This is a genomic window from Halanaerobium sp. (assembly GCF_003070835.1).
Window position 1 is genome coordinate 1 of record NZ_QBLR01000159.1, and the last position, 7,717, is coordinate 7,717.

Below are 7,717 nucleotides of genomic sequence, written 5' to 3' on the forward strand. Positions count from 1 at the left end.
AATAAGTATTATTTAGTTAATTTAAGTATATCACCTCAAATCAAAATATTCAAATAATTTATTTTTCTTTTAATTTTTGATATAATTATCTTGCTAGTAAAATAAAGTTTGAAATATGTTTTTAATTAGTGAAATTAATCCACTAAAATAAGGATTGAATAATTTCACAGTTTTATCTTACCATCCCCCACCGACACCGTCCTGTCGCATACACCTGTTTTTTAATAATTCTCCAGCATCTTTTCTATTTCCTGCTTTATTTCTTTCCTCAAATCCTCGGGCTGCAGGACCTCTGCCTCAGAGCCATAACCCAGGATCCACTTTTTTATCTCTTCCCGGCTGCCAGTTTTAACCTTAAATATAATTTCATTCTCACTAATGCTATTAATCTCTTGCTTGTCACTCCAGTGGTATTCAGGCACAAAGCGGGCTGCTCGGCCGCTAAATTTAACTTCTACTTCCATCTCCTCTTTGCCCTGTTCAACACCCCAGGCATTATCAAGTTCTTCTGCCAGAGAAAAGTCAGCAGGCAGCTTATAAGTTTCTGCTGTTAGTTGAATTTCCTTAATCCTGTCTATCCTGAAAATTCTTTTTTCCTCCCGCAGATGACAATAGGCATAGAGATAGGGGGCTCCATTATTGAAAAACAAATTATAAGGATCAAGTTTTCTTTCAGTTGTCTGGTTGCTGCTCATTGAATAATAATCAACGTCAATCCTTTTTTCCTCATTAATTGCTTTCTTTAACTTATCAAATTTATGCTGGTGTTCCTCAAGCTCAACAAAGGGATCAGAAATAATCTCATAATTTTTAATATAGCTGCCCATACTGCTTTTTAAAAATTCAGGCAGGGAATTATAGACTTTGGCCAGTCCTGATTCAAGTTCCTTTTTCATTGGAAAACTGCGGTTTTGATATTCTTTAGCTGCCAGCAGAACTGCCTCAGTTTCTTTTTGATCCAAATTTGGAGCTTTAAAACGGAAATTATCCAGAATCTTGTATTCCTTGAGGTGGTTATCATAATAAATTGGAACTCCCAGCTCCTCCATCACCCTTTTATCCCGGTGGAAAGTTCTTTCTGAGACCTCAAAATACTCCGCAAAATCTTTAGCCTCCCAGTGCTTATAAGGTTCATTTAAAAGCATAATTGTTTTTATAATCCGAAAAATCCTGTTTTTATCTGCCATCAGTCCACCCCTTATCTAAATATTTTGTCAATTTATGTCGCAAATATTAACACTCAATACTTTATTTTCCTTATATAATTATTTCGTGATCGAAAAGAACAATCCTTTAAAAAAGAAAAAAGCCGGCTGAAATTAATCAGCAGACTCCAAATTTTAAAACTATTTGTTTTCTACAAACTGTATTTTTACTCCATTTGGATCAAGCACATAAAAGAATTCAATCTCCGGATTGGGAGCAATGGGTCCGCTTACAACTTCAACTCCCTTTTCCTGCAGGAATTTCATTTTTTCAGATACTGATTCAATTTCAAAGCCAAGTGAGATATCCTGTCCGATCTCAATATCTTCTTTTCCCTGGTCAGCAATTAACTCAACTTCAGTCTCCCCTGCAGCAGCCGCTAAAAATGCAATTTCTCGCTCAGGGCCGGCTTCAAATCTCCGCTGCAGCTTAAGCCCCACAATCTGCTGATAAAATTCAATCGACTCTTCTAAATCTTTAACCTTAATAGTTGTCCACAAATAGCTCATTATTCCACTCTCCTATTCTTACTTGATAATTAATTATATTTTCAATTTAAATCAAATTAAAGGGCCACCAACTAAAAAGTTAATGACCCCAGATTTAATTTCCAATTATTTCTAAGTACCCGGTACCTAGCTCCTATTTAACTTTTCAACAATTTCTTCAACCTGCTTCCGGTTGACTGCACCTTCTGAAAACATAACCAGTGCTCTTAAAGGCATGTACTTTAACATTGCTTCCATCATCTCGCTCTTTCTGCCGCCGAGCATTTCGAAGAGATCTGTACCCTCTAAATATTCACTGAGCAGCTCGTTGAAAACTTCTTCTGCTTCCGGGTCAGCCAGAATATCACCGACATTGGTATTAATTGTGTACTCATAGGGCAGCTCAACAGTGGATTCTACCCTGACTGTTTCTTTTAATCTAATATCTCTGGAAGAAGCTCCAACTAAAATATCGTATTCTCCACTTTCTACATACCAGTCATCAATTTCAGTATTATAATAAGCAAAGGCTCTTTTAGCTAACTCAAACTCAACTATTTTTTCCTGGCCGGGTTCTAATTCTACCTTGGCAAATTCTTTTAATTCCTTTTCCGGCTTAATTACAGTGCTTTCTGGATCAGATACATAAAGCTGAATGATCTCTTTACCATAGATATCGCCAGTATTTTTAACTTTTAGACTTAAATTTAAAGTCTCCTGGTCTGTGATTTCATTTTTCTTAATTTTTAAGTCACTGTATTCAAAGTCAGTGTAGCTTAGACCATAACCGAAGGGGAAAAGTGGCTCAATTTCTTTACTGTCATAATAGCGGTAACCGACAAAAATTCCTTCTCTGTACTCCACCTTATCTTTTTCTCCCGGGAAGAATAAATAAGAAGGATTGTCACTTAATTTTTGCGGAAAGGTTTCGGCCAGTTTTCCGGATGGATTAACATGTCCAAATAATATGTCGGCTGCAGCACCTCCGCCAGCCTGACCGGTTAGATATCCTTCTAAGACACCTTTAACATTATTTAACCAGGGCATAGTGATTGGAGAGCCATTGCTCAGTACCACTATCGCATTTTTATTTACTTCTGCCACCTCTTCGATTAAACGATTCTGATTTGGAGGTATCTCCAGAGTATCCCGGTCATAACCCTCAGATTCGTAGCGGTCCGGCAGTCCAGCAAAGATTATTACTTTATCTACCTTTTCAGCCAGCTCTTTGGCCTTAGCAATTAATTTAACATCATCTTCATCACTTTCAAGTGAATAGCCTTCGGCATAAGCTAATTTTTGATCTGTATATTTTTCAAGTTCAGCATAAGCATTATCTACCTGATAGGGATTAATATTAGAACTTCCCCCACCCTGAAAACGCGGCTTTTTGGCAAAAGAACCGACAACTCCAAGCTTTTCATCTTCAGCTAAAGGCAGTATACTCTCTTCATTTTTAAGTAAAACCATTGAATCAGCAGCAATTTCTCTCGCTAATTGATGGTGCTCATCTTTACTGTAGTTTAAATCATCACGATCATTTTCTACAGCCTTAAAGATGATTTTCAGCATTCTCTCTGCAGCTCTATCTAAGCTCTCTTCACTTAAGCTGCCGTTTTCTACAGCTTCTACAATTGCCTTTTTACCGTCTCCATGACTGGAAGGCATCTCAAGTTCTAAACCAGCTGCAATTCCCTTATCTCTGTAATTTACAGCACCCCAGTCAGAAACAACAAAACCTTCGTGTCCCCATTCTTCTTTGAGAACATCTGTTAATAAGTATTTATTTTCAGAAGCGTGAGTTCCATTGACCTGATTATAAGCACACATTACTGTCCAGGGCTGGGCTTCTTTAACAACTTTTTCGAATGCTGATAAGTAAATTTCTCTTAAAGTCCGCTCATCAATTTGAGCATCAACTGTCAGGCGTCTGTGTTCCTGATTATTAGCGGCAAAATGCTTGAGTGAAGTCCCAACTCCCATACTCTGAACACCCTTAACATAATTTGCAGCCAGTTCTGAAGCTAAAAGTGGATCTTCAGAAAAGTACTCAAAATTTCTTCCACAGAGGGGAGAGCGCTTAATGTTAACTCCAGGTCCTAAAAGTATATTGACATCTTCCGTCTGACTTTCTTCTCCTAAAGCTTCTCCCATTCTGCTCATCAAATCTCTATCCCAGGAGCAGGCTAAAGCTGAAGCAGTTGGAAAGCAGATTGCTTCAACACTTTCCCCCATTGATGCACTTTCTTTCTCTTTCGGTTCTTTTCTTAAACCATGGGGCCCGTCTGCCATCATGATTTCTGGTATCTCAAGCCTATCAATCGAATGTGTTCTCCATCTGCTGGCTCCAGAACAGATTTCGGCTTTTTCTTCAACTGTCATTTTCTTAAGTAAATCCTTTATTTTTTGAGTCAAAGTAAATTCCCCTTTCAGATATTTGAAATAATTTAAATCTTAAATTTTCTCTATTAAATATATTCGCGAAAACGATTTATTTACCTTCATTATTTACGATTAAATTCTAATTAAAATTTTAGTCAGCTTAAAAACTAAATTTATTAACTATGCTGATCTTGTAAAAATTTTTCTGCCACTTCTGGAAAAAGAATACAGGAAAGAATATCCTCTTCTTTCTGGCTGAGATCTTTAATTTCTGCTGCAGCTTTCTCATATACCGGCTCAAGGTTATCAGCCGGACGATTTGTAATCACCTGATCCTTAGATATAATATTTTCAATTAATTCAGGATTGATTTCTCCGGGAGGACTGCCATACATTCCCCGCAGATAATTTTTGAATTCTTTGGAGACAAAGCTGTATTTTTTACCTGTCACAACATTAAAGACTGCCTGAGTTCCAACAATCTGGCTGGTCGGTGTTACCAGAGGTGGGTAGCCCAGGTCTTTTCTGACTTTAGGAATTTCCTCTAAGATTTCCTGATAGCGGTCAAGCTGATTCTGTTCCTGCAGCTGATTGCGCAGATTGGAGAGCATTCCGCCGGGCAGCTGGTTTCGAATGATTCTGGGATCAACCTCATAGGAACCAAGATAATCTCTGTAATTTTCTCTGACTTCCCTAAAATAATCTCCTATTTTCTCCAAAGAATCCAGATTAAGATCAGTATCAAACTGACTGTCATTTAAGACAGCGGCCAGTGTTTCTGTAGTTGGCTGAGCTGTTCCCGAACTAAAGGCAGAAATTGCCGTATCAATAATATCAACTCCAGCCTCTATAGCTTTTAAATAGGTCATAAAAGCAAAACCAGCAGTGTTGTGGCTGTGAATTTCTACTGGAATCTCAATTTCTGATTTTAATTTTTTTACCAGATCATAGGCTTTAAAAGGTGTTAATAAACCTGCCATATCTTTAATACAGAGAGAATCTATTCCCTTTTTTGAAAGCTCTTTAGCCTTTTTGACAAAACTCTCACTGCTGTGGATTGGGCTTGTGGTATAGACGATTGAGCCCTGAGCTTCTGCACCGTATTTTTTTGTAAATTCAACTGCTTTTTCCATATTTCTAATATCATTTAGCGCATCAAAAATTCTAATAATATCAATTCCGTTTTCAACTGATTTTTTGATAAACCGCTCTAATACATCATCAGGATAATGCTTATATCCTAAAATATTCTGGCCTCTTAAAAGCATCTGCAGTTTTGTCTTTTTAACTCCTTTTCTTATCCTGCACAGCCGCTCCCAGGGGTCTTCATTTAAAAAGCGCATACAGCTGTCAAAAGTTGCTCCACCCCAGACTTCTAAAGCATGGTAGCCCACCTGATCAAGATCTGCTAAAACTGGTATAATATCTTCAATCTTTAATCGGGTTGCAATCAAAGACTGCTGACCATCTCTTAAAACTGTTTCGGTAAATTTAACTGACATCTGATCACCGCCTGATTTATTTTTTATAAATATTAAGTTTAAATTACTTCCTAATAATTAGTTCGATAAGCTGGGCTGCTTTTCCTTTAAAAAAGAAAAAAGACAGCTCCGGAGAACTGCCTTTAAGTGAGTCAATTAAATTTTAATTTGAATAAATATCAGTCTTCAAGCCGCTGATATAAATCCATAAATTCTTTTGCCATATCTTTAAGTAAAATTGCTGTCATTAAATGATCCTGAGCGTGAGTAAGCAGCAGACTGCTTTCTAATTTCTCTCCACCAGCTTCTTTGTTAATAAGTTCTGTCTGTTTGAGGTGGGCTTTAATCAATTGATCATCTGCCTCATTAAAGACATCTTCTGCCTCTTCAGGTTCATTGTTTTTCGCATGTTTAACAGCTTTTAAAAACTTCTTTTTTACTTCTCCACTTAAAGAAATAATTTCAATTAAATTCTCTTCCAGTTCCATCAATATCCTCCTTGATCAACTATTAGCCCAGAGCTATAAAAACCATTAAGTAGTGCAGGATTCCACCAGCTAAAATAAAGAAATGGAATATCTCATGAAAACCAAAATTAGGGCTCAAATCTGGCTTTTTAAGTATATAGAATACTGCTCCAGCAGTAAATGATAAGCCTCCTGCGAACATTAAGACTAAATTGGCTGTGGGCATTGTCATAAATAACTGATGAAAGGCGAAAATACCAACCCAGCCCATTAATAGATAAACTATAGTATATAAAATCCTGGGGGTTTTAAAGTACATAAACTTCAGAAAAAAACCGCCTAAAACCAGTCCCCACTGAACTGCAATAATTGTCCACTTCAGCCAACCTTCTAAATAAAGGTAAGCAACCGGAGTATAAGAACCGGCGATCATTACAAAAATCGCAAAGTGATCTAGCTTGCGCCAGATAGACTGTTCATCATCTTCTTTTTTAAAGGCATGGTATAAGGAGCTTGCCAGAAATAAAAATGCTACTGAGAGACCATAAACGGCAGCAACAATAATTTTATCCGGGCTTTCTAAGGCTCTAAAAATTAAAAATACCAGCCCAATTAATGCTAAAATAAAACCAACAAAATGAGAATAAAAGGAAACCTGTTCATCTTTTCTCATCTTAAAACCTCCATTCTCTCTACTTTAAATTGATTGTAACACTCAAGAATAAATTTTCAGCTAAATTGATTACAATCTCAGGATTTTCTAGTTTTATTATAACATTAATTTATTAAAATATCATTATAAATAGAAAAACTGCCAGTTATTAATCTTAAACCGGCAGCCCCAATTTTTTATTGATATGCTTATTTAAATTTATTTATTCAGCTAACTCAAGTGCAATCTCCATCATATCAGTAAAGGTCTTTTCTCTTTCTTCAGAAGTAGTTTCTTCTCCAGTTACTAATGAATCACTAACAGTTAAAATACTTAATGCATCTACTCCATACTTAGCTGCCAGAGTAAATAGCTCAGCTGATTCCATCTCTACACCTAAAACTCCATATTCTTTCCACTTTTTCCAGGCTTCAGAGTCATCATTATAAAAAGCATCTGAACTTAAAATGGTACCTACTTTAACATCTGTACCTTTTTCTTCAGCTACCTGATAGGCCTTTGATAAAAGTTTGAAGCTGGCTGCTGCCGCAAAATCTTTACCATCAAAACGCATTTTGTTAAGATTGGAATTACTGCAGGCAGCCTTAGCTAAAATCACATCTCTTACTTTAGCTTCTTCATTAAAGGACCCACAGGAGCCAACTCTAATTAAATTTTTGACACCATAATCTCTAATTAATTCGTTGACATAAATTGAAAGAGAGGGCATTCCCATACCAGTACCCTGAGTTGAAACTCTTTTCCCTTTATAAGTTCCTGTAAATCCATACATTCCTCTAACATCATTATATTGTTTTACATCTTCTAAATAGTTTTCTGCAATAAATTTAGCTCTCAGTGGATCTCCAGGCAGCAGAATTGTTTCTGCAATTTCGCCTTTTTTTGCACCAATGTGTACACTCATAAGTATAACCTCCCTCTATAAATTAAGTTTATCTCTTTAATACTCGCTTATTCGCAGTTTTTCATATTTCTTTGAATTAGAAAAACAGAAACTTAAGACATAAATATTAATTTTTG

The 7,717-nt window shown here is 36.4% G+C and carries 7 protein-coding genes; all 7 read right to left on the reverse strand.

The genetic code is table 11. The features are described 5' to 3' along the window. Positions 1-221: 221 nt before the first annotated feature. The gene (locus CI949_RS13845; protein WP_133530735.1) at positions 222-1,187 is read right to left on the reverse strand and encodes a YafY family protein; all 966 of its coding nucleotides are present in this window, start codon (positions 1,185-1,187) and stop codon (positions 222-224) included. A 159-nt stretch (positions 1,188-1,346) separates the two neighbouring features. After that, on the reverse strand, positions 1,347-1,715 hold the full coding sequence (locus CI949_RS13850) for a VOC family protein (RefSeq protein ID WP_133530734.1): 369 nt from the start codon (positions 1,713-1,715) through the stop codon (positions 1,347-1,349). Positions 1,716-1,841: 126 nt separating this feature from the next. Continuing rightward, positions 1,842-4,109: a glycoside hydrolase family 3 protein gene (locus CI949_RS13855; protein ID WP_290767391.1), complete on the reverse strand. Its 2,268-nt coding sequence runs from the start codon at positions 4,107-4,109 to the stop codon at positions 1,842-1,844. A 143-nt stretch (positions 4,110-4,252) separates the two neighbouring features. Next, a complete protein-coding gene (locus CI949_RS13860) occupies positions 4,253-5,578 on the reverse strand; it encodes a pyruvate carboxylase subunit B (RefSeq protein WP_290767393.1) in 1,326 nt (441 codons plus the stop codon). A gap of 158 nt (positions 5,579-5,736) precedes the next feature. Then, the gene (locus tag CI949_RS13865) at positions 5,737-6,045 is read right to left on the reverse strand and encodes a PTS lactose/cellobiose transporter subunit IIA (protein ID WP_108142151.1); all 309 of its coding nucleotides are present in this window, start codon (positions 6,043-6,045) and stop codon (positions 5,737-5,739) included. 22 nt (positions 6,046-6,067) lie between these two features. Continuing rightward, complete coding sequence (locus CI949_RS13870) at positions 6,068-6,697, reverse strand: hemolysin III family protein (protein WP_108142149.1); 630 nt, start codon at positions 6,695-6,697, stop codon at positions 6,068-6,070. 202 nt (positions 6,698-6,899) lie between these two features. Then, on the reverse strand, positions 6,900-7,601 hold the full coding sequence (gene deoD / locus CI949_RS13875; protein WP_290767396.1) for a purine-nucleoside phosphorylase: 702 nt from the start codon (positions 7,599-7,601) through the stop codon (positions 6,900-6,902). Between the last annotated feature and the right edge of the window lie 116 nt (positions 7,602-7,717).